At 33.4% G+C, this 25,060-nt stretch carries 20 protein-coding genes and 1 pseudogene; 12 read left to right on the top strand and 9 right to left on the bottom strand.

The window, feature by feature from the left end; genetic code table 11:
• The first annotated feature begins 204 nt into the window (after positions 1-204).
• The 4 genes and pseudogenes from LG273_RS13045 (at position 205) to tnpA (ending at position 6,608) form a co-directional block, all read left to right on the top strand.
• Positions 205-2,676: a TnsA endonuclease N-terminal domain-containing protein gene (locus LG273_RS13045; RefSeq protein WP_404454214.1), complete on the top strand. Its 2,472-nt coding sequence runs from the start codon at positions 205-207 to the stop codon at positions 2,674-2,676.
• A gap of 1 nt (position 2,677) precedes the next feature.
• On the top strand, positions 2,678-3,823 hold the full coding sequence (locus LG273_RS13040) for an AAA family ATPase (RefSeq protein ID WP_238020184.1): 1,146 nt from the start codon (positions 2,678-2,680) through the stop codon (positions 3,821-3,823).
• Between the two features lie 46 nt (positions 3,824-3,869).
• The gene (locus tag LG273_RS13035) at positions 3,870-5,642 is read left to right on the top strand and encodes a TniQ family protein (protein WP_404454210.1); all 1,773 of its coding nucleotides are present in this window, start codon (positions 3,870-3,872) and stop codon (positions 5,640-5,642) included.
• Between the two features lie 567 nt (positions 5,643-6,209).
• Positions 6,210-6,608, top strand: a pseudogene (gene tnpA / locus LG273_RS13030) (IS200/IS605 family transposase).
• Between the two features lie 124 nt (positions 6,609-6,732).
• On the opposite strand, the gene LG273_RS13025 reads toward tnpA, so the two are convergent.
• On the bottom strand, positions 6,733-7,674 hold the full coding sequence (locus LG273_RS13025) for an arsenic resistance protein (RefSeq protein ID WP_238020182.1): 942 nt from the start codon (positions 7,672-7,674) through the stop codon (positions 6,733-6,735).
• A gap of 127 nt (positions 7,675-7,801) precedes the next feature.
• Here LG273_RS13025 and LG273_RS13020 point away from each other — a divergent pair, with 127 nt between their 5' ends.
• On the top strand, positions 7,802-8,350 hold the full coding sequence (locus LG273_RS13020) for an Ada metal-binding domain-containing protein (RefSeq protein ID WP_238020181.1): 549 nt from the start codon (positions 7,802-7,804) through the stop codon (positions 8,348-8,350).
• 271 nt (positions 8,351-8,621) lie between these two features.
• Here the strand turns inward: LG273_RS13020 and LG273_RS13015 are convergent, their stop codons facing one another.
• On the bottom strand, positions 8,622-9,344 hold the full coding sequence (locus LG273_RS13015; protein ID WP_379561841.1) for a ZIP family metal transporter: 723 nt from the start codon (positions 9,342-9,344) through the stop codon (positions 8,622-8,624).
• Between the two features lie 216 nt (positions 9,345-9,560).
• Between LG273_RS13015 and LG273_RS13010 the strand changes: the two genes are divergently transcribed.
• The 4 genes from LG273_RS13010 to LG273_RS12995 all read left to right on the top strand — a co-directional run bounded on the left by LG273_RS13010 (position 9,561) and on the right by LG273_RS12995 (position 13,038).
• On the top strand, positions 9,561-9,887 hold the full coding sequence (locus LG273_RS13010) for a metalloregulator ArsR/SmtB family transcription factor (protein WP_238020179.1): 327 nt from the start codon (positions 9,561-9,563) through the stop codon (positions 9,885-9,887).
• A 74-nt stretch (positions 9,888-9,961) separates the two neighbouring features.
• Entirely contained in the window at positions 9,962-10,906 is a 945-nt protein-coding gene (locus tag LG273_RS13005) for a cation diffusion facilitator family transporter (protein ID WP_338044641.1), read from the top strand.
• 351 nt (positions 10,907-11,257) lie between these two features.
• Positions 11,258-11,878 (top strand): copper resistance protein CopC, encoded by a 621-nt coding sequence (locus LG273_RS13000; RefSeq protein WP_238020178.1) that lies wholly within the window; start codon positions 11,258-11,260, stop codon positions 11,876-11,878.
• Positions 11,879-11,892: 14 nt separating this feature from the next.
• Positions 11,893-13,038 (top strand): copper resistance D family protein, encoded by a 1,146-nt coding sequence (locus LG273_RS12995; RefSeq protein WP_238020177.1) that lies wholly within the window; start codon positions 11,893-11,895, stop codon positions 13,036-13,038.
• A 163-nt stretch (positions 13,039-13,201) separates the two neighbouring features.
• Here LG273_RS12995 and LG273_RS12990 read toward each other — a convergent pair whose 3' ends face one another.
• From LG273_RS12990 to LG273_RS12965, 6 genes are all read right to left on the bottom strand, one after another.
• Complete coding sequence (locus LG273_RS12990) at positions 13,202-14,572, bottom strand: murein hydrolase activator EnvC (protein WP_238020176.1); 1,371 nt, start codon at positions 14,570-14,572, stop codon at positions 13,202-13,204.
• 800 nt (positions 14,573-15,372) lie between these two features.
• Positions 15,373-15,798 (bottom strand): disulfide oxidoreductase, encoded by a 426-nt coding sequence (locus LG273_RS12985; RefSeq protein ID WP_238020175.1) that lies wholly within the window; start codon positions 15,796-15,798, stop codon positions 15,373-15,375.
• A gap of 3 nt (positions 15,799-15,801) precedes the next feature.
• On the bottom strand, positions 15,802-16,473 hold the full coding sequence (locus LG273_RS12980; protein WP_238020174.1) for a DsbA family protein: 672 nt from the start codon (positions 16,471-16,473) through the stop codon (positions 15,802-15,804).
• 119 nt (positions 16,474-16,592) lie between these two features.
• On the bottom strand, positions 16,593-17,207 hold the full coding sequence (locus LG273_RS12975) for a CadD family cadmium resistance transporter (protein ID WP_238020173.1): 615 nt from the start codon (positions 17,205-17,207) through the stop codon (positions 16,593-16,595).
• 96 nt (positions 17,208-17,303) lie between these two features.
• Positions 17,304-19,451 (bottom strand): heavy metal translocating P-type ATPase, encoded by a 2,148-nt coding sequence (locus LG273_RS12970; RefSeq protein ID WP_249226139.1) that lies wholly within the window; start codon positions 19,449-19,451, stop codon positions 17,304-17,306.
• Positions 19,444-19,827: a metalloregulator ArsR/SmtB family transcription factor gene (locus LG273_RS12965; protein WP_238020171.1), complete on the bottom strand. Its 384-nt coding sequence runs from the start codon at positions 19,825-19,827 to the stop codon at positions 19,444-19,446. The genes LG273_RS12970 and LG273_RS12965 overlap by 8 nt, the downstream gene beginning before the upstream one ends.
• A 142-nt stretch (positions 19,828-19,969) precedes the next feature.
• Here LG273_RS12965 and LG273_RS12960 point away from each other — a divergent pair, with 142 nt between their 5' ends.
• Together LG273_RS12960 and LG273_RS12955 are read left to right on the top strand one after the other, a co-directional pair.
• Positions 19,970-21,004, top strand: coding sequence for an NAD(P)/FAD-dependent oxidoreductase (locus tag LG273_RS12960; RefSeq protein WP_238020170.1), 1,035 nt, complete (start codon positions 19,970-19,972; stop codon positions 21,002-21,004).
• Between the two features lie 39 nt (positions 21,005-21,043).
• Positions 21,044-21,697 carry a DUF6037 family protein gene (locus LG273_RS12955; protein ID WP_238020169.1) on the top strand — a complete coding sequence of 218 codons (654 nt, stop codon included), beginning with the start codon at positions 21,044-21,046 and terminating at the stop codon, positions 21,695-21,697.
• A 710-nt stretch (positions 21,698-22,407) separates the two neighbouring features.
• Here the strand turns inward: LG273_RS12955 and LG273_RS12950 are convergent.
• Entirely contained in the window at positions 22,408-22,734 is a 327-nt protein-coding gene (locus LG273_RS12950) for a four-helix bundle copper-binding protein (RefSeq protein WP_379561840.1), read from the bottom strand.
• Positions 22,735-22,926: 192 nt separating this feature from the next.
• Between LG273_RS12950 and LG273_RS12945 the strand changes: the two genes are divergently transcribed.
• A complete protein-coding gene (locus LG273_RS12945; RefSeq protein ID WP_404454198.1) occupies positions 22,927-24,990 on the top strand; it encodes a copper-translocating P-type ATPase in 2,064 nt (687 codons plus the stop codon).
• The last annotated feature ends 70 nt before the right edge of the window (positions 24,991-25,060 follow it).

Raw genomic sequence — 25,060 nt, 5'->3', positions numbered from 1 at the left:
GATGAGTTAGAATTTCTCAGCTGGTGTGAAAATAATAAAGTATCAAAAGATACGCAGGACTATATCAATAAGAACATTCGTTTCTCGCTACCTGCACGTTTAGTAGGAGGAGGCGGAAGAAGTCCCTCTGGAAAATATCCATCGAAAAAAATGGGAGTGTATATTCAATGGGAAAGTAAGAAGGTCGAGGGACCTGCTGTTTTAATGATGGAGAATGATGACACGGTGTTAGAGTTTTATGATCAACCAAATAAGATAAAATTAAATTATGTTAACAATAAAGGGAAAAATAGTGGGACACTCTATACCCCAGACTTCTTTGTAATCAAGGAAAATACTGCTGGATGGGTAGAGTGGAAAAATGAAGATGATCTATTAATATTGTCAAAAAAGCAGCCATGGAAATATATCAGAGATGACAAAGGGAATTGGAGATGTCCCCCAGGAGAAGAGTTTGCTAAGGAATTAGGCCTTGAATTCCAGGTATGTACTAATAGTATTATCAATTGGAATTTGCATAGAAATTTTGTTTTTCTTGATGATTACCTGAGAAAAGGGAAGGATTTAGAAATTAATATATCTATTTTAGATGAAATTAGACAAGTAATTTTCCAGAATCCAGGAATTTCACTAAAACAATTAATAAATCATTCTAATGATTGTACTTTTTCTGCAGACGATGTGTATGTTTCTATTATAAACAGTGATATATATGTCGATTTAAAAGAAAGTGCCTTAGCAGAACCTGATTCAATAAAGGTTTTCTTGCATAAAGAACATGAAGAAATGTATATTAATTTAATTTCATGTGAAAAAGATTTGCCTTCCCCATTAAAGATTTCCTTTGATATTGGTACAAAGATTCTGTGGGATAATTATATCTGGACACTTATTAATATTGGAGATAATAATGTTTCACTTAGTTCTGAGGACAAATACAATGAAGTCTCAAGAGAGTTATTTGATAAGTTAGTAAGAGAAGGGAAAATTATTGGACAAAAAAAGGAAGATCTTAATGACCCTCTTATTGATCTTATTACTGAAGCAAGTGAAGAAGATTATAAAAAAGCAAACTACAGACTGAAGCATGTGAAAAAATATATAAAATTTGGATCTAAAGAATTTACTACTAAGGATGAACCAAATTTACGAAAGGTACGTGACTGGGTAGGAAAGTATAGAAAGGCAGAAAATTTATTTGGGAATGGCTATGTTGGCTTACTTCCAAAAGATAAGGATAAAGGGAATAAACAGGATAGATTCAGTAGTGAAGTGATGAAACTAATGAATGAACATATACAAAATGAATATGAATCTATAGTTCAAAAAAATGTAGCCCAAGTATATGGTGCTTTTAAAAATAAATGTGAAGAAAAGGGTTATATTGCCCCAAGTTCAGTAACCTTTTATTCTTATATTAAAAAGCGCCCAATCGAAGAGCAAGTTAAAAAACGTAAAGGTACAAGGGCTGGATATCAAAAGAAAACATTTTACTGGGAATTGAATAGGACTACACCCAGACATGGGGATTTCCCTTTTAACATTTGTCATTTAGATCATACTGAATTGGACATAGAACTGGTATGCTCAAGTACTGGAAAAAGCCTTGGTAGGCCATATTTATCTCTAATGATTGATGCATTTTCAAGAAAAGTCATAGCTTTTTATTTATCGTTTGAACCACCAAGTTATAGATCATGTTTAATGGTTTTTAGAGACTGTGTTAGGCGATATAACAGACTACCTCAGCAATTATTTGTTGATAACGGAAAGGAATTTCATAGTATATACTTTGAAACATTATTAGCTATGTATGAAAAAGAACTTATTTGGAGGCCTGCTGCAAAACCCAGGTATGGTTCAGTATTAGAAAGACTTTTTGGTACAACTAATACAAATTTTATTAACAACTTGCAAGGGAATACCCAGATAATGAAAAATGTACGTGAGGTTACCAAAAGTGTAAATCCAAAGAATCATGCCATTTGGAATTTGTATGAATTGTCCTCGGCCTTAGATCATTACTTCTTCGAATTATATGAGACAATTGATCATCCTGCCTTGGGAGGGACTCCAAGAGAGGCATTTAAAATGGGCCTATTTTATTCAGGTGAAAGAAAGGACTTTTACATTCCATATGATACTCTTTTTGAAATTTTGACGCTTCCTTCAACTAGAAATGGTGAGGTAACTATTCAAAGAAGTGGAGTAAAAATAAATTATATCTATTATTGGCATGATGACTTTAAAATTCTACATTCAAATAAAACAAAAGTAAAGGTAAGATTTGACCCTTTTAATATAGGAATCGCATATGCTTATGTAAACAAGAAATGGGTTAAATGCATATCTGAATACTATTCAGTATTTAAAAACATAACAGAGAAGGAACTAAAGTTTATTACCTCAGAAATCAAAAAGACGAAGCACAACCACGTAAAAAGCTTTTCATTAAATGCTCAAAAAATATCAAAATTTATCACTGAATCGGAGAATAATGTTCAATTTAAATTGTTAAAAACCAGAGCTGATGAAACAAACAACTTAATTCAGTATAGAAATAAAGAATTTGATACAAGCAATAGCAACATAACTACTTCTAATAATTTTAACACAGAAGAGTCAATGGAAAGCAATAGTGAGGAACACTATCTTGATTTATATGAGGAGTTTTAATATGGAAGAAAATAAGGAAGTTTTTTATGGGCAAACAACTACCACCATTCTTGAAAAGAAGAACTTTTTCCGTGACCGGACGATTAATCATCCCATAATTCAGCGTGTACACACAACTTTGATTGAGAAGATTGAGGAATCGAAAAGAGGGAGAGTATACCAAGTTTTTGGTCCAACAGGGGTCGGTAAATCAACTTTATGTAAAAGAGTTAAAATTGAAATATTAAATAAATACCATACACTTCTGCAGGAAGATAAAGGTATTATTCCCATTGTCTCTATCGAGTTACCATCCCCTGATAACGGAAAGTTCAATTGGAAGGATTTCTATAGGAGGATGCTCAAGGAAATGAATGAGCCTCTTATTGAATACAAAATTGTGAGCGAACCCGAAAAGAGAAAAGATAAAAGATATATCCCCAATCATTTACCATCTACTGCACCAGAGTTAAGAGAGTCACTTGAAAATGCGATTATTCACAGAGAAACAAAAATAATATTATTGGATGAAGCACAACATCTCCTCAAAATTCCTGGTGCCAAGGCTATACAAGATCAAATGGATGCAATAAAGTCAATTGCTAACTTAACTGGTGCTGTTTTTGTCATGTTTGGTACTTATGATTTAATGAGCTTCTTTGATTTGAATGGCCAACTAGGAAGACGTACAAATGAAATCCATTTCCGACGATATGATTTAAATATAGCCCAAGACGTACGAGAATTTAAAAGTGTTATTTATACATTTGAAAATCATTTACCTCTTAGTGAGAAATCAGAACTTGTAATGCACTGGGAATTTTTATACGAGAGAACAGTAGGGTGTATAGGTATTCTTAAAGAATGGTTAGATGTTTGTTTAATTCAAGCATTAAATAGAAAGTTACCAAGTATTTCATACGAAATATTAAAGAATAACGCTCCACTTCCATCAAAAGCTTTAAAAATAGCGGAAGAGGCTATTAGAGGTGAAAGAGATATGAAAAAAAGGGAAGACGATAGTTATAAACTTCAACAATTATTAGGATTAAGTAAATTGATGGATTTAGAGGACAGTAAAAAGAGTAACAACAAAACCAAGAATAAGGAAGTAGGGAAACGAAACCCAAATAGGGATGAAATTGGCATTACAGAGAAAGAGGCATAAATCTAGCTATGTGGTGGTGATAGAAATGGTTCAGGAGCCGAATGAAATGTACGATATAATTTCTATTAAGCAAAAAGAAGATGATTTAGTAACTACCCCTTTATATAGTATAAAACCTATAGCCAATGAAGGGAAGAATGTTGAAAGTTTAAGTAGTTATTTAGTAAGATTGGCTAACGCTCATAAGGTTTCAATTGGTATCCTAACCTCGAAAATTCTAATGCCACATTTAAAAGAGTACAATTTCAACTACTCTACTAACATTTATAGAGGATATTCTCGTCATATAAATGGTCTTGGTGAGTTTAGCGAAATTAATATAGAGATTCTGGAAAGATTGACCGAACAAAAGAATCTATCCAGCCTTACTATAAATAAATTTGGAGATGTGATAAATAAAACAAAATTAATGAAGAGCCAACGAACTTGGTGTCCTGAATGTCTACAACAAATGAAAGAAGATTTAAACGTACCCTATGAAAAATTGATTTGGAACATAAATCATTATGACATCTGTTTAAAACATTCAATTTTCTTAAAAAGCACGTGTAACCAATGTGGTAGGTTACAGAATATTCTACATGTCAATTCAAGAATCGGTTATTGTCAGTACTGTTGTAGTTGGCTTGGGTACAAGAAGAGTGTGGATACTAATTTTATAAGTATGTATGGAGATACTATTTATAATTCTAAAGAAATTGAAGATTTGGTTGATTTCTTTTTTGCTACAGCAAAAATTAGCAGGAAACCCTTTATATCATCGATTAATTTTATTAACGATAAATTGAGAGAGAAAATTTCATTAAGAGAATTTAGTTTAAACAATTTGGAAATGCATCCGGGGTCTTTATTGAGGTATAATCAGGGAAGAACAATTCCTAACATAACATTATTACTTAAAATTAGTAGGTTATTAGATATAAGATTAGTAGAAATTCTGAGTGGAGAGGTTAAAGATATTTCTTTTAAGAGCTTAAATAGGCAATCTAAAATAAGGTATAATCATAGAGTACATTATAATGCACTGGAAGTAAGTTTAAATAACATCATAAAATCGCAAGGGGATATTATCTCAATTACCACTTTATCAAAGAAGTTAAATGTATCAAGAAAAACGTTAAGAGAAAGTTTTCCGGATTTAATAAATAAGATTAAAAAAAATAACGATAAGATCAATCAAAATGTAGAAAAGAAGATGTATAGATTCTACAATCATGAAAATGATTGTAAAAAGGTAATGGCATACTTACAAAAAGTGTTAATGTTAGAAAGAGTAATAACATTAGAACAGATAACTACTGAATTAAAAATTTGTTCGTCCACTTTAAAAAAGTATTTCCCTAATTTAGTAGAAGATATAAAAGTTAAAAATAAATTAATGGCTCAGAAAAGAGGAAGGTTTACATCTATCTCTAAAAAATATAAGACAATTGAAATGAAAAGAGTCAAAGAAAAACTACAAGAAATCAGTAACTCAATTGAAGAAGAGCCCATATACTTATCTCATATTGAAGAAGAACTTGGAATATCTCAATATCGGCTCCGCAGAAAGTTTCCAGATCTGATTAAACTTATTAGTGCTAAGAATAAAGATAGTAAGCAAAGAAAGCGCAGAGTCTATATAGATAATTGTAATCAAGAGCTTATTAATACTATCACTCATTTAATATCACAAGATATTTACCCTGGAGTAGATGCATTGCAAAAGCATTTAAATTTTAAAATAAACAACCCGGTATTTTTGTCTGTATGGCGAAAAACTTTGATGGAATTGGGAATTGAGAAGAAAAGTTTTAGAAAGGAAGTAGATTTTTGGTGAATTTTCCATACTATACTAAACATAATTTGCAGAAAAAATCCGTCTATTTAAAGTTGAAAGTTCTGTATAATAAGGAAATGATTACGGCCCCTGATATTTACCACTTCTACCATAGCTTTTACTAACAAATGACAAAGAATAAATCAACAAATGCCATGCAATTTACCACGTCACTCCTTTGTGTAAATCCCATTAGTAGAATAGAGTTTAGAATAATTTTTTGTAATGCTTAGTAGGCTCATACTGAACTTTATTAGGTGTTCAACAATCAGTCCATATTGTTGAACGTAAAGGTAAAAATAGATCCAACTTTTTTATATAAACTAAATTAAAATTTGCAAAAGAATCCGTTATGATTAATTTTTTTAAAAGGGATTCCTTTTTATTACTGGTTTTAAAACCACAGGCTTTGCCTGTGTGAGAATTCAACTTGTAGAGTTGTAACAGAAAAAATCTCCTTTTGGAATAATCGAGTTGGCCGTCAAACCGACTCTATATATAGAAAGGAGATCTACTCCTGTCGAGTGACAATAGTTATCACACACCCGATGGAATTGTAAGTATCACATAGTCTTTATACCCAAGTATAGAAGGAAAGTAATTTATGGCAAGTTAAGAAGAGACATCGGGGGATCTTAAGACATTTATGTGAGATGAAAGATGTAGAAATTATCGAGGCTCATGCCATGCTCGACCACATCCATATGCTGGTGAAGATACCACCAAAGATGTCAGTATCTTACTTTATGTGTATTACTTAAAAGGTAAAAGCTCTTAATGATTCGCGATAGACATGGAAACCTAAAGTACAATCATGGAAACCGCACATTTAGGGCAAAAGATTACTATGTCAGTACAGTGGGCTATCAAAAAAAGGTGGAAAAGTACTTTCGTGAACAAGAATTTGAGGATAGACTACGAGACAACATGAGTAAACGTGAATACGTCGATCCAATTAAAAAATAGATAGGAATATAAACGGTTGACGGTCAATTTCGAAGCCCCTTTAGAGGCCTCGTTGGTAAAATGCCCTTGTAGGGAGAAACTAAAACCGACCGTTTTACGAGCGGATAGTTATTTTACTTGTTTTTCATCTTAATGAGAGTAATATTTGAGATACAATGGCTAAGATAGGTAACTCAATAAGTGGTCCGATTACTAAAGCGAGTGCAATCAGTGGTTGATCTGGAAATGCTGTCACAGCAATAGCCAAAGAAACAGAAGAATTACGGGCAATGATAGTGAGACTCAGACTCACTGTATCTTCGTAAGAAAACTTCATTGATTTCCCTACGGTTTGTGCAACAATAAAGTTAATAATAAAGAAAAGTAAAATTGGTATAATTAATATATAAATGACCTCAAAATTATTAATTAAATAATTGCCTTGAGATGCGAACATGGCTGTGATGGCTAATGATAAAAATATAATCTGTGCAGATGAGAAAAAGGGGACGAGTTTCTTATTTAAAAATGTTACCTTATCCCTCAATAAATAACGAGTTAAATGAGCAAGTGTAAAAGGTATAACTAAAACCAATACAATACTTTCTATAATGGTCGATATTGGAACGGTTTGAATGGTTCCTGCAAAAATAAAAAGATATACAGGTAAAAGTAACACCTGAAGGATTAAATTAATCGGTAATACAGAAGTGGATAATGACACATTACCTTTGGCGATAGAAGTGAACATCAAATACCAGTCTGTACATGGTGTGACCATAAACATGATAAATCCAATCCATAAAGCAGGGTGATCTGTAAGGAAAATCGCACCAAGACCCCAGGCTAATAAGGGAGTCCAGATAAAATTTATAATGGTACTAGCACTAAAAAACTTTATATTTTTAAATGCAACTTTTAAATGGTGCAATGGAATAGTTAGAAATAACCCATATAACATGAGTAATAAAAATGGAATGATGAATGACTCAGCGTTCTGTTCAAAAAAGGTAAACTGACCTAATGAAAGTCCGACACCTACTGCCAATAAAATAATAACTGTTTGAAACTTCTCGAAAATATTCATTATTATGCTCCTTTTTATAATTAAAGAGGTAGGTGCGTACGAGTACTCTTTTATATTAAGATAACTTACATTGACTGAAATTACTTTTACAATCTTGACTTCCAATCCGAAAGGGTGATTAGAGACATTGAACAACAGACAATGGAAGGCAATTTATAATAATGACCGTAGTTATGACGGGAATTTTTACTATGCACTTTCAACAACTAAAACAGTATGTAGACCTTCTTGCACATCTCGTACTCCAAACCCCAAGAATGTATCCATCTTTAGGGATGTTAATACTGCCATACAACAAGGATTTCGCCCCTGTAATCGATGTAAACCCGATCATCTAGAATGGCGGGGATATAAAGAGGAACTCGTAGAAAAAGCAAAACAGTACATTGATCATCATTACGAAATGAATGTCACTTTGACAAGATTAAGCAATGTCTTGCAAAAAAATTCTTACCATATCCAACGATCATTCAAAGAAGTAGTGGGGATTACTCCTCTGCACTATTTACATATGGTTAGAATCTATAAAGCAAAAAAATTACTACTTAATCATTTTTATTCAATCACAGATGTTGGAATAGAAGTTGGATACAGTGATAGCGCAAATTTTTCAACGAAGTTTAAGGAGTTTGAAAATCTAACTCCAAGGGAATTTCGTAAACTGTTTTTGAAGTAATAGGTGCTTTAATGATTGTTGAAACTACCTTAAATTAAAGAGCACGTTCATTGAGCAATAATATGTAATTTTAACTGCAATATCTATGGTCATATGATTTACAACTTTGTGGATTTTGAAAGAAAAAAAGCCTGGTTCCTCCACCTTGTGTGAGAAATTAGACTTTTGATATTATTACATATAATATGTCCTGAATTATGTAAAGCTGCTTGGCTCAATTATTTAAAATAAGCTTTGAAACCACTTAAAAATAATTAAATTACAAGTGAAGTTAAATAGGTAAGTTCATATACAAGTAAATAATTATAAATCCAACAATTCCCATAATAGTGGAAGAGAATAAATTTAAATTCTTAACTGCTTCCTTGAAAATCTCCTTTACTGCAACCATAAAAATAATAGAAATGGCTAAGTTTATTATAAAAGCAAGTGAAGTTATACTTGTATCAATAAATTGCCCCAACATTGCACCTAAAGCAATTGGGATTGAGATGAGAACTGTAACTATAACCCAAGTAAAGATGCCAAATCCTGCTAGAAATAGAGGAGTAAAGACGATTATACCTTCTGGAATATTATGTATAATAAGCGTTGATAGCATAAAATCACTAAAGTCAGTACCAATTGTAGAGCCTAATGCGATACCCACAGGAAGATTATGAAATGCTATGCTTAAAGTTAAAAGTAGACCAGAACGAACAAAGATATCTTTTTGGTGACTATCTGTAATAATAGTAATTTTACCTATTAAGTGATGAATGTATTGAAATAGAAATAGCCCTATTGCTATTCCAATAGCAAGAATTACCCAACCGCCTAACTCAATACTTTCAGGAATCATTTCAAGAAATAATAATCCTACAATTAGTCCAGCACATAAAGAATAAATATAACCGAAACCTCGTTGGAATCCTTTCATTGCCCATGCCAGTCCACCACCAATACTAATGCCAAGAGCAGAGGCGAATGCACTAATTATCCAAGCTATACCCATGTAATCTCTCCTAAAAAAGGTTGTCTCTTATTTTATATTGATATCGGCTAATGATTATACTGATTATTTATAATACTATTTGACAATAGTTTTTCACAAATGTAATATATGAGTATATACTAATATATACATATAATGGTTGGCGTTATAAAATGTTCATTTAATCTAATCTTTAATCAACTTTTATCCGTATATTTTTGAAAGGGGCAAATTTTTATGGAAGATAATAAGGAACAAGTAGAAATAAAAAATAAGGACCTTGATGAAGAAACTTTATTTGTAGTTTCACAAACTTTTAAAGCATTGGGAGATCCAACTAGAATACGAATTCTTAACTTATTGTTTCATAATGAATTCTCTGTAAATGGTATTGCAGAAACCTTACACCTCAGACAATCGACTGTTTCACATCAATTACGTTTTTTAAAAAATCTACGTTTAGTAAAATATCGTAGGGAGGGGACTACATTATATTACTCTCATGATGATGAGCACGTAATGAATATGTTAAGGCAAACTATAGAACACGCATGTCATATTTAGTGTTCCAAAACCAATAATAAGGGTTAAGAAGTATTAGTTCGCGTTATTCATATGAAAAAAAGGAGGTTTTAAAAGTGGGACACGATCATGGACATGACCATACACATGGAGCAAACAAAAAAGCTTTAATGATAAGTTTTATTATTATTACAGTCTATATGATTATTGAAGCTATTGGGGGATTCATTACAAATAGTCTTGCGTTATTATCTGATGCAGGACATATGTTAAGTGATTCGGTATCACTTGGGGTCGGATTATTAGCCTTTACCCTTGGAGAAAAAGTAGCTAATTACAGTAAAACTTATGGGTATAAACGATTTGAAATATTAGCAGCTGTATTTAATGGAGTTACACTCATTTTAATTTCTATCTATATATTTTATGAAGCTTATCACCGCTTTGTAGAACCACCTGAAGTTGCATCAACTGGAATGTTAATTATTGCTTCTATTGGTTTGTTAGTAAATATTTTGGTTGCATGGATATTAATGCGTGGTGATACAGAAGAAAATTTAAACTTGCGCGCAGCCTTTCTACATGTGTTAGGTGATCTTCTTGGTTCTGTTGGCGCAGTTACTGCTGCATTGTTAATAATGTTCTTTGGTTGGGGTTGGGCTGATCCACTTGCCAGTGTAATTGTAGCAATTCTTGTATTAATAAGTGGTTGGCGAGTCACGAAAGATGCTATTCATGTATTAATGGAAGGTACTCCCAAAAGTGTTGAATTGGATAAAATCATTAAAACAATGGAGAGTGTCAAAGGTGTATTAAGTATTCATGATTTACACGTTTGGAGTATTACAAGTGGACAAAATGCTCTTTCTTGCCATGCGGTGGTAGACGGAAATTTATCTGTACTTGAAAGTCAAAAAATATTGAGAACAATAGAACATAAACTAGAACATCAAGGTATTGGTCATGTAACCATTCAGATGGAAAATAATGATCATCCACATGAAGACTCCTTATTATGTCAAAATGATCAAGAATCTAAGGAACATGATCATGAGCATTAAAAATAATAATTAAATGTATTAAAACAAGAGTACCGTTGTTAAGTAAAACTTCTAATTAACATATAGATTAAAGTTAGTATTGAAGGTTTAAGAGTAAGAAAATAAATTCTGATGTGAATTAAATTTGGCTTCGTCATTATATTTGACGAAGCCTTTTAATGAGAATGTTGGTAATAGCTATGTTTACAAAAGTATTATGGATTTAACGAGAAATTACCTTTTGTCAATAAAGTATTCTTCGCTTCATTATGACGATTTACTAACAATTGGTACTGGGTAAATATCTTTTATTCAGTTAATGATATTATTCTGATATACGTAAATTTGATGACTTAGAGAAGGGAAGATCTCATGTTTAAAATTAGAGAGTTTTATTTGTTTATAGTTGCAGTGCTTTTGTTGTTCAGTATTATCCCCTTTAGCATCGCTAGTGCACATTCTGTTCTTGAGAAATCAACACCAACCGATGGCCAGCAACTAAAAAAAAGCGTAAATAGTATAGAGTTAACCTTCAACACTAAAATTGAAAATGGAAGTACACTCTCCCTTGTAAATGATAGTGGGAAAGAAATTCAACCCTTGTCTGTTGAGATAACAGATAATGTATTAAATGCAACATTTCAGGAATTACTTGAGCCGGATACATATCATGTGAATTGGAAAATAATTGGGGCAGACGGTCATCTTATTGAAAATCAATATTCATTTACTATAAAGGAAGTTGAAGACAAAAAATCCGAGGATAATGAAATTCAAACTAAAGATGAAAGTATAGAAAATAAAGATCTAAAAAATGATGAAGAGGGAAATGGAAATGATATAAATCAAGATTCAGAGAAGCAAACCTCAACTGAACAACAAACCAGCAATGATAGTGAGGAATCTTCTGTAGTATCTGTAATTGTTATTTTTCTAATTACCGTTGGTATTTTATTAGTAGTATGGATGATATTTGGTAAACGGAAAAAATAAGAAAGAGGTGCTTTATGCTATTAATTTCACTAACTGAATTTTTGCTGTATATTTGTTTTTCCGTACTAATCGGTTATTTTATTCTATCTTTAGTTTCAGAAAGTAAAAGGCCAACTATATACATACCAAGGAAAGTTCTTTATTTAGCCGCCGGAATCATACCTATAGCTTCCTTTTTACCAGTTTTTTCTACTGCAAATATATTAGCAGGTGATTATGACTTCTGGTTAGTTCTAAAAAATGTTGTATTTACCTTTGAAATAGGAAAAGCATGGTTGTTTATAACTCTTGTGTCTATTATTTTAATATGTGTATTATTAGCAAAAAACTTCAATTCAAAAACACATTTAATCACATGGGCACTTGTTCTTACTTTGCTAATGCTTTTCGGATATACTAGGTCCAGCCATGCTGCAACAATTACAGAATGGCAAGGATTTCTTTTCCATTCACTACATTTTCTTGCGGTAACCATTTGGATTGGGGTTTTATTTGTTGTAAGTTGGTTCTCAAAAAATAGAAATTATTGGCCAGCATTTCTTAAGTGGTTTACTCCTGTTGCTATAATCTGCCTAGCTACTACTATTATTGCTGGTTATTTTACAATGGTAATTGATATTAATTCCTATGATGATCCAAATGCAACTGTTTTACAAGAATATCAAAATGGCCTCATCGTAAATTATGGACAAGCATTGTTATTAAAACATATATTTATTATTTCATTAGTTCTTTTTGCATTTATTAATGGAATTCTGTTTAGGAAAAATAATAACCAAGCATCATTCAATCCTCTAAAATGGGCAAGAGCGGAAAGTGCTTATGCTTTGATTGTTTTTGGATTAACAGCATTTATGGGACAGTCATGGCCGCCACATCAAATCTATATGTTGTTAAGAACAGAAGGTCCTTCACCACTTTTTAAAACTATATATGACGGGGAAATTGTGGATGTAATACAAAATGCAAATAGTTCAGACATTTTTAATGTAACAGTTTCGTTTGGAATGGAAAGTTACTTGTTATTAGGTTTAGGTTTATTATTTATGGTTTTAACCGTTTTTGCCGCTGTTAAAAGGAATTCGGTGTTTCTTTCTACATTTTCTGCATTTTTTATGGTTCTATCCATGTATGTTGGAATAATGTTGGGTATTCAGTAAGAGAAAAATACAATATAGTACTAAAGAAAAATGATCAGGTGTCGACAAAACCAGAATAAATGAAAAGTGGTACGTTCCAATTCTTTGGAGCGTACCACTTTTCTTAGACGATTATGAATCATGTTACTTTTTCTTTAGAAATCAAATGAATTTTAAAAGTAGGTTACTTCATAAAAGTCATTGGATTTACCGAGTTACTTTTTGCTGCGTTCCAGCCACCTTCATGTACTTCAAAATGTAAATGTGGACCAGTAGAATTACCTGTATTACCTGTTTGTCCGATGTTCTCACCTTGAGAAACGGTCTGTCCCGCTGAGACGGAAATACTGTTTAGATGTGCATATAGTGTCGTATAAGTTTTGCCATTTAAATTATGTGTAATCATAATAGCATTTCCATATCCCCCCATCCGTCCTGCACTGATAACAACACCAGATGCTACTGCTTTTAATGTTGTCCCAGAAGTTGAACCAATGTCCATCCCTGCATGAAGTTTTTTCACACCTTGGATTGGATGAAGCCGCATTCCATAATCAGATGTCTTTGGTCCTGCTGCTGGCCAGATAAACTGTCCGCTCCCACTATTTGATTGAGAAGACACTCTGTCATTTTTATTGGATCCATTAGAAGAAGATGGTGTAGAGGCTGATTTTTCTTGTTCAGCTTCTTCACGTGCTAATTGTTGTAGCTTTCCTTTTTCTGATTGCTTAAGCTCCTTGGTTTTCTCTATTGCTGAAGATTGAGCTGCTAGAATCTTTTGTTCTTCTTCTAAGCTGACTTTGTATTCTTCAAGACCTGCGTGTTCTTCTTTTAGCTCGGCCATTAACGTCTTCTTTTCTATACTTTGGTCACCCAGATCATCTTTCAATGCAACTAGTTCTTCCTTTTGGTTTTCTAGAGCCACCTTTTTTTCTTCAACGACAGCTTTACTCTCTTCTACTTCTACTTTGTTAGCCTCAAGTTTTACTTTGTCAGCTTGTTGTTCTTCCATAATGGTTTTATCTTGATCCATTATTTTATTAACAGCTGAGCTACGGTTAATGAAGTCACCAAAGCTTTTTGACCCTAGAATAACTTCAATATATTTCATATTGCCACCGCTTTGCTGAATAGCACGGAGACGATCTTTTATTAGTTCATCCCGCTCTTTAATACGTTCCTTTAATACTTTTATTTCTTCTTTTAATTCTTTCATTCTTTCTTGAAGCTTCGTGATTTCATTGTCAGTTGAAGTGATCTCTTGTTCTTTTGCAGTGATATCCTCTTGAGTTTTAGTTAATTTATCATCAATGGTTTTAATTTCGCTATCAACCGTTTCTTGCTTTTTTTCATTCTTATCCATCTTACCTTCTGTGTTTTCTTTATTCCCAGAAATATCACCTTGTTTTTCTTTTAACTCGTTTTGCTCTTTCTCTAATTCATTAATTTTTTGGTCCAGTCCGTCGATTGTTTCCGCGGAGGCTATACTTCCGTTAAAAGTAATGGTTGTGACTGTCAAAGTTGTTGCAAGCATAAGTGAAACACCTTTTTTCATCTTTTTGCCTTCCCCTTCCCTCTGTACCATAATGGTATTTTTGTATCTATTAGGCTAAAATTTAAGAACTACGAACACTCAATCCACTCCCCCATGTTCCGATAAACGCGTTAATTCCCAAAATAATAGGGAAGGCGGTCGGCATTAGGAAAGTTGTACTTCTTCTAGCAATTTATATCTCAAAGATCTTCAGAACCCCCTAAGGAGTATGAGCAACCAACTTACCAGGGGGCTCGTCTGCACCGACAATATAGACAAACTCGCTTTGCTTTAATAGCCATACTGATACCATTTAGTGCATAGGCAAACACATCATTCATAAGTATCATAAAATCATATTTTTTGTAGGCTTCCTGGTTCACTTAAGTTTCTTCCAAACCTCAGTATCGCTAAAAATCTATGTACATAATATCCACTAGTGTAACATCTTTCGCCAGTTTTTTTAGACATATAATTATTACATTTCTATTTCATCAACATTAATAAAAAGTGTGCATGTTGAGAGTTGTAGAAATATATTTTTTTACCGTTCTAATAAAGTTACCATTCGATTAAAATAGCGTTTTTTTGACGTTCGCTTAACAAAAAGCGGCCTCTTAATAAGTCGGGGTTTCCCTTTGTAAATAAATCTACGTTGATTTATTACTGTCTATATAGGGCTGGTAATAAAAAGAAGCTAAATGCTTAGAACATAAGCATTTAGCTCCTTTATTTCATTCTCTGTTGAATCTTCTGTCTTAAACCTTCGCCACTACCATAGTAACAACACATTGCTAATCAAATCTAAAACCACTACAATATTAGACTTTTTTTGGATTCTTAATAAATAGCATAAATATGATAATTAGAGTGAAAGCAACGAATGCTAAAAATGGTATTGTAATAAATCCAAGCCAATTAATATATTCAGCACTACATGGAACACCATTTGCACATGGTTTAATTGCTGCAAGCCCTGGAACTTTCTGCTCTAAATAGTGAAAGAGGGAAATAGACCAGCCTATAATTGCCATAGGAAGAACATAAATTCTAATAGATAAATCATTTTGAAATGTTGCTATTCCGAGCATTAACGATAATGGATACATTAAAATACGTTGATACCAACAAAGTTCACAAGGAATAAACCCTCTTATCTCACTAAAGTAAAGGCTACCTAGTGTTGCAATTACGGATACTAACCAAGCAAGATATAGCAAAAATTGTTTACTATCCAATTTACCCATAATCTAATTATCCTCTAATTCTTTATCTATTACTTGTTTGATTACCTCATAATCAAAAGGATCTTCAATCATTATATCGTTTATCATAATAGTTGGTGTAAGTTTTACTTCAAACTTATTTACTAGCTCTGTATCTTTATTAATCTCATTCATGGCTGCATTGGTTTCGATATCTGATTTTAATTTCTCTGTATCGATATTTGATACACTTTTAGCAACTTCCAATATCTTCTCCGTTGTTATCCATTTGCTGTCATGGTTTTCACTAGGTTGTTCATTGAAAAGTTCCTTATGAAAATCCCAATATGCTTCAGGGTTTTGATTATAAACTGATTCTGCTGCCAGTGAACCTAATTTTGATTCTTCTCCGTGAAATAGTACATTTATAAACGAAAATTTGACTTTACCAGTATCTACATAATCACTTACTAACTGTGGATAAATGGTTTCTCCCCATGCTTTACAGGATGGACACTTAAAATCTCCAAATTCTACTACTGTTACCGGAGCATCTGCATCACCCAATGTTGGCTGCCCCTCAATAGAAGGTTGATCTTCAAAGGTTGTCCCTAGCTTAGATTGAGAAGAATTATTATTTAATACAACCAGTACAACTATTAGTGCAACGACAATCAACGTGATTATTACTATAATTTTTAATGGCGAACCTTTCATAAAACACCTCTCTAAATTTATTATGTAGAGTTAATAGTATCATCTATTTCTTATAAATTTAAATTAAGCAAGCATTGTTCAAACAATATTCATAAACAAGCGCTGATCATTCTAAAACATTAAAATAAATTCACTAACATACTAAAAGTCCCATTTTCGTACATAATCATAATACCTAAAGGAACAAATACAATGGGAACAATTATTCTTTGATATTTTTCTACTGTTTCTGAAACTGCCTTAAAGGTGGATAAACGGTAACAAATATATAGTAAAACGGCAGATAACACGTAAAATATAATGATTGTAGCAGATAGTCCAAAGATATTTAATGTTGTGAAATAAGGGATGTACACACCTAAGTTATCCCCTCCGGCTGCTAAAGAAATTACTGTTACACTAAGAAATAATTTACTGAACTTGCTAGTTGATTCTAAGATTTCTTTTCTATCCTGATCCTCTTCGTCTTCAGATTTGAATAATTCCTTGAGACCTATATAAATAGGTAGTAATCCTAATAAACCAATCCACTTTTGTGAAAAGAAGGCAAGTCCACTTGCAGCTAAAAGACTAATTACAATTAAGATAGTTAGTCCAAGATATTGCCCTAACCCAATATTCTTAACACCATTTTTTTGCTTTTTAAATTTTGAGAACAATACTACTAATATTATTATGTAATCTATACTTGTTGATAAAAATACGGCAAAAGCTGAGATAAGCGTTGTAGCCATTGATCAACATCTCCTAATTTATATTAAGTAATAATGTGTTAACCTCTAGTCTATTAGAAGAGGGCTTTCCAGAAAAACCGGGAAGCCCTTTTTCATCTATTCTTTCACTCTCATGAGTCGTAACCCATTTAATGCAACTAGGAGAGTTGCCCCCATATCTGAAATAATTGCAATCCATAGGGTTAACCAACCGGGAACCACCAACAATAAAGCAATCAACTTAATAGCGAGTGCAAAGGTGATATTCTGCTTAATGATATTTAAAGTTTTACGACTTAATTTCACTGTAAATGGAAGCTTTCTTAAATCATCAGCCATCAATGCAACATCTGCTGTTTCGAGTGCTGTATCTGTACCAGCTCCCCCCATAGCAATTCCAACCGTAGAGGCAGCTAGAGCAGGGGCATCATTGATGCCATCTCCGACCATTCCTACATTACCGTACTCGGATCTTAATTGTTTAATATAATCTAATTTGTCTTGTGGTAAAAGTTCTGCCTGAACATCTGATACTCCAACATAATCTCCGATAGCTTTTGCGGTGCCTTTGTTATCACCTGTAAGCATAATCGTTTTTTTGATTCCGATTTGATGTAACCTACTAACAACTTCCTTACTTGAATCACGTACTTCATCTGCAACTGCAATAACGGCATGTATTTCTTTTTCAGTTCCAATAATCATTGCAGTTTTACCTTGATTTTGTAGAGTTGTAATAATTTCTTTTAGTTCCTTACTAAAACCAACTGTTAATAATTCCTTAAAGAGTTTTGGACTACCAATGTAGTACGTTATTCCGTTTATTGTACCCTTAATACCTTTACCAGTTATAGAGTTGAAATCATCTACTACAACTTCAGTATAAGGAGCGTTCTCTTCTTCTGCCATTTTCATAATTGCTGAAGCAAGAGGATGTTGGGAATGATATTCCAATGCAGTTATGATGGACAATAGTTCTTTCTGATTTGTATTATGGTTTAACATTTTATAATCAGTTACAACTGGCACTCCTTTTGTTAGTGTACCCGTCTTATCAAATGCAATAGCTTTTAGTGAACCAATTTCTTCTAAATAAATACCGCCTTTTACGAGAACACCCTTTTTAGCAGCATTTCCGATTGCTGACACAATGGAAATTGGAGTAGAAATAACCAAAGCACAAGGGCAACCTACCACCAGAACAGCTAATCCTTGATAAACCCATGTTTCCCAACTTCCATCAAAAAACAAAGGAGGTACAATAGCAACTAATGCCGCTATCCCCATAATTATAGGTGTGTAATATTTAGCAAACTTATCAACAAAGGCTTGAGACGGAGCACGTTCACTTTGTGCTTCCTCTACAAGATGGATAATTTTAGAAATGGTTGTATCTTCAACTAGTTTTGTTATTTCTACCTCAAGTAAACCTTCTTCATTTAGTGTACCTGCAAAAACCTCGTCTTCAACTGTTTTTCCAACTGGTACCGATTCACCAGTGATTGTTGCCTGGTTGACTGCAGAGTTACCACGAAGAACTACACCATCCATAGAAATCTTCTGACCCGGTTTAACAATCATAATATCCCCAATAGCGATGTTATTGACATGAATCATCATATCCTGGCCATTTCGTCTAATGAGCGCCTCTTTTGGTGCAATATCCATTAAGGATCGAATGGATTGTCTTGCCCTATCCATTGAGAATCTTTCTAGAGCTTCACTTATTGCAAAGAGAATAACAACTATGGCACCTTCCGCCCATTCACCAATAATAGCAGCGCCAATAATGGCAACGGTCATAAGTGTTTTCATGTCGAAGTCAAGACGAATTAGATTTTGAATTCCAACTTTAAAAAGGGAGTACCCACCAATTACAATGGATGTCGCAAATAATAAAGAAGTGATAAAGTTGTCTTCTCCATTAACAATCTGAGATACATAACCAAAAATAATTAATAAGGAAGCATATAATAACGTACTGTGCCTTTTATAGAATGGTTCCTTTTTTTCTTTTTCAATTTCTTTTTTTGCTTCTCTAATAGGCTTTTCAGGTGATACTTTAAGACTTTCAAAAGCGCCTGCTTTTTCTAACTCTTCAACTGACGTTTCTCCATAAACAGAAATTTTAGATGCTCCAAAATTAACCTTCGCATCTTGGACTCCAGGAAGATTCTTCACATTTTTTTCGAACTTACCTGCACAGTTCGCACATGAAAATCCTTCAACACGATATACACTTTTGTCCTCTATTGTATCACTCAACGGTAACACTCTCCTTTTGAAGCGTCAGGGCTACTTCTACTAGCTTCCTTACATGGCCATCTTCTAGTGAATAAAAAACTAATTTTCCTTCTTTACGATACTTAGCCAAGCCCATATTACGCAACAATCGTAAATGATGAGATGCAGTGGCTGTTGTTGAACCTATAATATTAGCGACATCACATACACACAATTCATCCTCTAATGTTAGTGCATAAGCTATTTTTACCCGGGTTGCATCAGCTAAGGCCTTGAAGGTCATTTCAACTCCGTTAACTTGTTCAATTTGTGGTTGAATTCTATTTACTTTTTCTTGATCAAAACAAAACGTCTCACATGTATCTTTGGAAGTATTAGAAACCCTTTTTTTACTCATTTGCTCACCTCATTCTAATGATTATTTGACTATTTGTTTAAAGTTTATTCACATTAATAATATTTGTCAATTATTATATTCAAATGAGTATTTTAATGTGTTAATATAATCCTATATATTAAGGAGCTGGAAGTGATAGAAAATGTATGAAACTATAGTAATTGGGGCGGGCCAAGCAGGACTAGCAATGGGTTATTACTTAAAACAACATAACCATTCTTTCTTAATCTTAGAGAGGAATAGCAAGGTGGGGGAGATATGGAAAAATCGATATGATTCGCTTGTTTTATTTACACCAAGGTTATATAGCTCGTTACCGGGATTAGAGCTAAAAGGTAGGGCTCATGAATACCCTAAAAAAGACGAAATAGCAAATTATCTAAAAGCATATGTAGAAACATTTAATTTACCTATTCGCTTTGATACCGAAGTAATAACGGTTAGAAGGAAGGAGAACTTATTTCATATAACATCAAATCAAACAGAGTATCAAGCTAAGAATGTCGTAATTGCAACAGGACCATTTCAGAAGCCACGGATTCCAACATTTGCAAATGATCTATCGAAAGATGTTTTACATTTGCATTCATCCGAGTATCGAAATCCCTCTCAATTAGTAGAGGGGAATGTATTAGTGGTCGGTGGTGGGAATAGTGGTGCACAGATTGCAGAAGAAATTTCTCGAGAAAGGGGAGTATATTTATCAACTAGCCAAAGATTAAGTTTTATGCCTTTAATAGTAGGCAAACGTAGCATATTCTGGTGGTTCGATAAAGTTGGTATATTGAAAGCTTCCTCAAAATCATACATAGGAAGAAAGATTCAAAATAGAGGGGATCCTATATTTGGATTTGAATTAAAAAAAGCAATTAAAGAAGGAAAGGTAATTGTTAAAGGAAGAACTTCAAATTGTAATGGAAATACAGTTACTTTCAACGGTGAATCTTCACATAATGTACAAAACGTAATATGGGCTACCGGCTTCACATCTGACTATAGTTGGTTGGAAGTTGCAGGGATAATTGATGAAAATGATAAACCAATTCATGATAGAGGAGTAACTAATGTGACAGGTTTATACTTTTTGGGACTTCCATGGCAATATAGACGTGGATCGGCTCTTTTACAAGGTGTGGGAAATGATGCTCAATATCTAGCAAATCAAATTATGAAGTAAGGGATAGATATTACTGCGCCATAACAAAGGGGGAGTATTATGAAAAAAGATAACCCAAAAGTAGAATTACTTTTTAAGAATTTGCCTTTTTTATTAAAGGATATGGAAGTAAAAGACTGGATTATTGATTCATTTCCATTTAGATATAAAGGATATTCCTATTTTGTAATATTAACTCGCTATAGAGATAATGAGAGGAAACCAAGCACTTACGCTAAGGCTAAAGTAGAATTTGTACCAAGTAACAATACAAATAATAATTCACTTTTCGGTTATGTGGATTTCTTTAATGTTCATTTTTATAGTGTTGCGGAATTTTGTGCCTTTTTTGGCATAGAGAGAGGTAATGCTAATAGAGATCTATTCAAAGATTTTTCTGAGGTATTTTCTAATTTTATACCGAAAGAAAAAATTGTAAATAAAGGTGATAGACAAAGGATATTGATCGGTAGTCGTGTAGAGGGAAATAATCCTAATGCAATATACTGCTATGATGTACGTCGTAATGGGACGAGGAAAGGTGGAAAACCTAATAAACGCAGTATAGAGAATAGTAATAAAGCAGAATCGCTACGTAAGGAACTATATGAAACATTTTGTAGAGACAAAAATTTGAGTTTTTTCTTTACTGACAAACAAGAAGGTGGAAAATCTGATCCAGAAATCAAGAAATTATTCGGCAGTCGTAAGTAGTCCATATATGTCAATAAAAGTAATTTGCAATTCAAAGGTTTCTATAAATTAACTACAACATAAGAACAGTAAGCATGGAAAGGAATCCGTTAGTTTGTTCTGCTTTTCTTCATGCATTACCTCTACTTTTATGAACACTTCCTTTTTCAAACATAATAAGACCGAAGATCTTCCTGAATCGGATCAGGAAGACCTTCGGTTTCTAGAGTGATTCGGACTATTATATAAATATCGAATAAAAATCTCATTAATCACAAAAGAACAACTTATTTTTAAAACGAAAATGTACCTTCATATAAAAAAATGATTTTTATTACACATCACAAAAATACTTCAATAATAATGAAAAATTGAGAGTCCTTTATTCAAATTAATTTGAAATTATTTTAATATTAATCAAAAAAACGTCAGAAATTTATTTGATAAGTAAAAAGATGTTAAGAGTTGTATTCTTTTAATGATTTTACAAATTGTGTGGAGAAAGTTGGTAAGACTAAATATGTATTTCATGTTATTTAGACCGAGAATACTTGATATGAAAGGTTCTATCGACCTGACATTTTAATGCTTTATTCCATGCCAATGTTATCTTTCATGTCACATGTATGAAAAAACTTTTGCAATAGACACAGACAGGTAAAATGTTTCATAAAAAAAGTTGCTCCAAGAGGCTTAATGCTTCAAGGAGCAACTTCTTATTTAGGGGATGATCAAGCAATCTTCTTACAAGTTTCTGCACATTTAAAACAAGCTTCCGCACATTTTTGACAATGCTCATATTCATGCTTTTTACACTCATTTCCACATGCTTCACAGATCTTGGCACATACTGAAGCTAATTCTGAAGCAAAAGGTGTGTTTCTTGCAAGCGCATGTTCTAAGTAACTACAAATATCCGCACATTCTCTATCCAACCGAATACATTCAGCCATCATGTTGACATCTTCCTCTTTAAGGCAAGCATCAAAACAATGGTTACATGCTGCCGCACACTCGTGTAAAGCTTGGATTAGTTCTTGGTTTTTTTCATGGGACATGTTTAAAACCTCCTCCTATTAAATTAAGTGTTTATTCTTTTTTATACCATTCCCACTTTGTACTCAACTAAACTAAAATTTGTACAAAGGTTAATCGGTTTATTTGTTTTAATATACGATACAGGGGTATAGTAAAAATGAGGATAATAATAGAACACTGGAACATCCTAAATAGAGCAAGGAGGTAATGAAATGAGTCAAGATAAAAGTAAACAAAACATGCACAGTCATCATGATGAACACCATAACCATTCATCCCACGACCACAGTGAACATGGACATCACGCTGATCATGGTGGCGGACATGGTGATCATCATGGGCACATGGTAGAAGATTTTAAAAAGCGTTTCTGGATAACATTAATCTTAGCTATACCTATTTCGTATCTATCTCCTATGATTCAAATGCTTATAGGCTACGAAGTAAATTTTTCCGGGAATACATTATTGCTATTTTTACTGTCAACAGTAGTCTTTTTCTATGGTGGGAAGCCCTTTTTACTTGGAGCTTGGGATGAAATAAAAGCAAAAGCACCAGGGATGATGTTGTTAATCTCACTAGCAATTGTTACGGCATATGTGTATAGTTCCTTAACAGCTTTCTTTATTGAAGGCAGTGACTTTTTCTTTGAACTTGCAACATTAATTGTCATTATGCTTCTCGGTCACTGGGTAGAGATGAAATCTGTTATGGGAGCATCTAAGGCACTTGAAGAGTTAATTAAACTAATGCCAAAAGAAGCACATAAGATAGATACGTCAGGAAATATAGTGGAAGTATCTGTGGAAGATCTGCAACCCGGAGACCAGATTTTAGTGAAGTCAGGGGAAAAGATTCCGCTTGATGGTGAAATTTTTGAAGGGGAATCGGCAGTCGATGAATCGATGCTGACAGGAGAATCTGTACCAGTTGAAAAAGAGCCTGGTATGGAAGCGATTGGCGGTGCTGTTAATGGTGAAGGCGTATTAAAAATCAATGTCAATAAAACCGGCAGTGACACGTACTTATCTCAAGTTATTAAACTTGTTAGTGATGCAGAGAAGACCAAATCTAAAGCACAGGGATTTGCCGATATTGCGGCCAAATGGTTATTTTATATAGCTGTGGTCTCAGGTATTATAACCATATCTTATTGGAGTATTACAGGAGATTTTGACTTTGCATTAGAGAGAATGGTTACTGTTCTCATTATAGCCTGCCCACACGCACTTGGTTTAGCTGGACCACTTGTTACGTCTAGATCTACAGCCATTGCAGCTAAAAAGGGGTTATTAATACGTAACCGTACACCATTTGAAAGTGCCTGGAAACTGGACCGCGTGGTATTTGATAAGACGGGTACCCTTACAGAAGGGGACTTTGGCATAACAGATATTCATCCAACAGAAGGTGTAGAGGAAGACGAATTACTAAAATTAGCATATTCAGTTGAGACACAGTCTGCTCACCCTATTGCAAGAGGTATTGTCAAAGAAGGAGAAAAACGCAACATTGAACATTATCATGATGTAACAGACTATAAGACACTCACTGGTAAAGGCTTAACAGCTAAAGTGAACGGCTCAGAAATTGCAGTATTTAGCCCAGGCACCATGAAGGAGAATAACCTAACTTTTGATGTTAAGACCTATGAGAAACTTGCTGGGCAAGGGAAAACAGTTGTGTTTATATTAAAGGACAATGAATTACAAGGAATGATTGCCTTAGCAGATATTATTCGTGATTCTTCCTATAAGGTCATTGAATCATTAAATAGTCGAGGCATCGAAACGGTAATGATTACGGGGGATAATAGCCGTGTTGCAAATTATGTAGGGGAACAGCTCGGATTAACAAAAGTTATTGCAGAAGTTCTCCCACATGAGAAATCGAAGTATGTGAAAGAACTAAGAAGTAATAATAGAAAGGTTGCCATGATAGGGGACGGAATCAATGATGCACCTGCACTCGCTGAGGCTGATTTAGGTATTGCGATAGGAGCAGGTACTGATGTTGCCATTGAGACAGCAGATGTTGTGTTAGTAAATAGTAATCCGGTTGATATCTTAAATATTTTCAAATTATCCAAAGCAAGTTATCGAAAAATGGTTCAGAATCTTGCTTGGGCTGCAGGGTATAATATTATCGCTATTCCACTTGCAGCAGGGGTATTATATTTTGTGGGTATCATCATAACACCTGCTATTGGAGCAGTTCTCATGTCATTGAGTACCATTATCGTAGCCATTAATGCACAGTTATTAAAGATTGATTAAGGATACTCCGCTTTAAGTAAGGGTAAAGTAACTCCTTTCAATGGTCTATTTCGATTACGAAATAGATTAA

It is taken from the genome of Oceanobacillus kapialis (assembly GCF_044790185.1).
Classification (GTDB): domain Bacteria; phylum Bacillota; class Bacilli; order Bacillales; family Amphibacillaceae; genus Oceanobacillus_B; species Oceanobacillus_B kapialis.
The sequence above is the reverse complement of the archived record's forward strand: the minus strand, read 5'-3'. Positions and strand labels throughout refer to the sequence as shown.